The organism is Cupriavidus pauculus (assembly GCF_022179805.1).
In the GTDB taxonomy this organism is placed as follows: domain Bacteria; phylum Pseudomonadota; class Gammaproteobacteria; order Burkholderiales; family Burkholderiaceae; genus Cupriavidus; species Cupriavidus pauculus_E.
This window is the reverse complement of sequence record NZ_BPUO01000035.1, coordinates 1-2015: the sequence shown is the minus strand read 5'-3', so window position 1 is coordinate 2015 and position 2015 is coordinate 1. Positions and strand designations below refer to the sequence as shown.

Here is a 2015-nt window from a genome sequence, read left to right as displayed (position 1 = left end):
TCCTGCGGCTTTTGGAGGACGGCCCCGGTGGACTGGTATCGCGCAAGCGCGGGCGTTCCAGCAACCGCCAATTGCCTCCCGGCCTGGAGTCCCGTGTCCGTGGCCTGATCCGCGATAGCTACGCCGACTTCGGGCCGACGCTGGCGGCCGAGAAGCTGCGCGAGCGCCATGGCATCGAGATGTCGCCGTCTTGCGTACGCCGTATCATGATCGACGCCGGCTTCTGGGTGCCCCGCAAGCTGCGTCCGCCCAAGGTGCATCAGCCGCGCAACCGCCGGGCCTGCCTGGGCGAACTGGTGCAGATTGATGGCAGCGACCACGCCTGGTTTGAGGACCGGGCGCCGGCCTGCACACTGCTGGTGTTTGTCGATGATGCGACCGGGCGGCTGATGCAGTTGCTGTTCGTGCCGACCGAATCGACGCTGGCGTACTTCACGGCCACGCGGGCCTACCTTGAGTGCCACGGCAAGCCGATGACGTTCTATTCGGACAAGGCCGGCATCTTCCGCGTCAATGCCAAAGACAGTGCCGAGGGCCGCGGCTACACCCAGTTCGGGCGGGCGCTGTTCGAACTCAATATCGACATCCTGTGCGCCAATTCGAGCCAGGCCAAAGGCCGCGTGGAGCGGATGAATGGCACGCTGCAGGACCGCCTGGTGAAGGAGCTGCGGCTGCGCGGCATCTCCAGCATGGCGGCCGCCAACGCCTATACGCCGACCTTTGTCGCGGACTTCAACGCGCGCTTTGGCAAGGTGCCGCGCAGCGACTTCGATGCCCACCGGCCGCTGCGCGGCGACGAGGACCTGGCGCGAATCTTCAGCTGGCGCGAATGGCGCAAGGTCTCGCAGAGTCTCACGCTGCAGTACGCGAAGGTGAGATACCTGCTTGAGGATTTACCCGAGCATCGGCGACTGATCCATCGCTACATCGAGGTGGCCGAGTATCCGGACGGGCGCATCGAGCTGTGGGCCGATGGCGCGTCCCTGCCCTACACTACCTATGACTGCTTCCCGGAGGTGGATCAGGGTGCAATTGTCGACCACAAGCGGCTGGGACACGTGTTGGGGATAGCTGCCAAGGTCCAGGCCGAGCGTGACAGCCGGCACTGGAGCGCGCCGTCGCGCACGCTCTCGGGCGAGCCGCCACGCCCGGCCAAGGTGCCCTTGAACGTCAAGCGCCAGCGGCGGATCAACCGGCTCGATCTGGAGCGAGCGATGGCTACAGCGCCACTAGCCGGGGTCCGGAAATAAAGGCGCGGTTGACCGACCGATGCCATCCGGCGTGATACGGTCCTGCATTGATGCCCGCAGTCACGAAATGGCTGCGGTTCCGGCGGCGGAAGCCCGTCTCTCTCCCGAAAGGAGCGTTCATGTCCTATTGCCCCTTCTTCCAGACCCTGCATGACGAAACTCGTCCTGTAGGCAACCTCGGCCGGGGAACACATTACTCCATCCTCCGGGCGCCGGTCTGGCATGACGAGCTTCTGAACCGGCTCGATCGCTGTGCATTCCTTGACCTCGCGGTCATCTGGGACGAGGACCATGACGATCGCGTGATCGACGCGCTCATGATGTTTTACATCAGTGGCCTGCTCTCCCCTGTGCGGTATATCGGGGAGCGCAAGGGTACGCTCTCTGTGTTGTTGGCTCCAGATGCCATGCAGACCTGGACCCCGCAGGCGCTACAGCAGTATCGCGACGATATCGAGGATGCTTGCCAGAGCCTGGAGGATCCGTGGACGGCAAAAGTTGACGCCGTCGATGGGCACGAGCACTCGATCATCCACAGTTCGGCAGAGAACGTCTCCATCTACCTTCGCAACATCGACATGCTATGGGAGCTGGGGGTCAAACCAAAGACGCGATCAGAGTAATGCGCGCAAACCGCCCCTCCTCACCCTGGGCCAGACTCACCCGCCTCAGGCCAGCGCCACCGCCTTACAGACTCCCCAAAGAAAGAATCGGCCTCCGCACAAAAAGCACGCTTGGACTGACATTTCTAATTTGCGGACGGGG

At 63.4% G+C, this 2015-nt stretch carries 2 protein-coding genes; both read left to right on the top strand.

What is annotated here, in order from left to right; translation table 11 throughout:
• The coding region (locus MFF62_RS30710; RefSeq protein WP_238267937.1) for an ISNCY family transposase at positions 1-1250 on the top strand (1250 nt) is incomplete at its 5' end.
• Positions 1251-1369: 119 nt separating this feature from the next.
• A complete protein-coding gene (locus MFF62_RS30705; RefSeq protein ID WP_238267935.1) occupies positions 1370-1873 on the top strand; it encodes a hypothetical protein in 504 nt (167 codons plus the stop codon).
• Positions 1874-2015 lie beyond the last annotated feature (142 nt).

Coding starts and splice junctions, on each gene's coding strand:
- MFF62_RS30705 (WP_238267935.1), top strand. CDS start 1,370: ATGTCCTATTGCCCCTTCTTCCAGACCCTGCATGACGAAACTCGTCCT.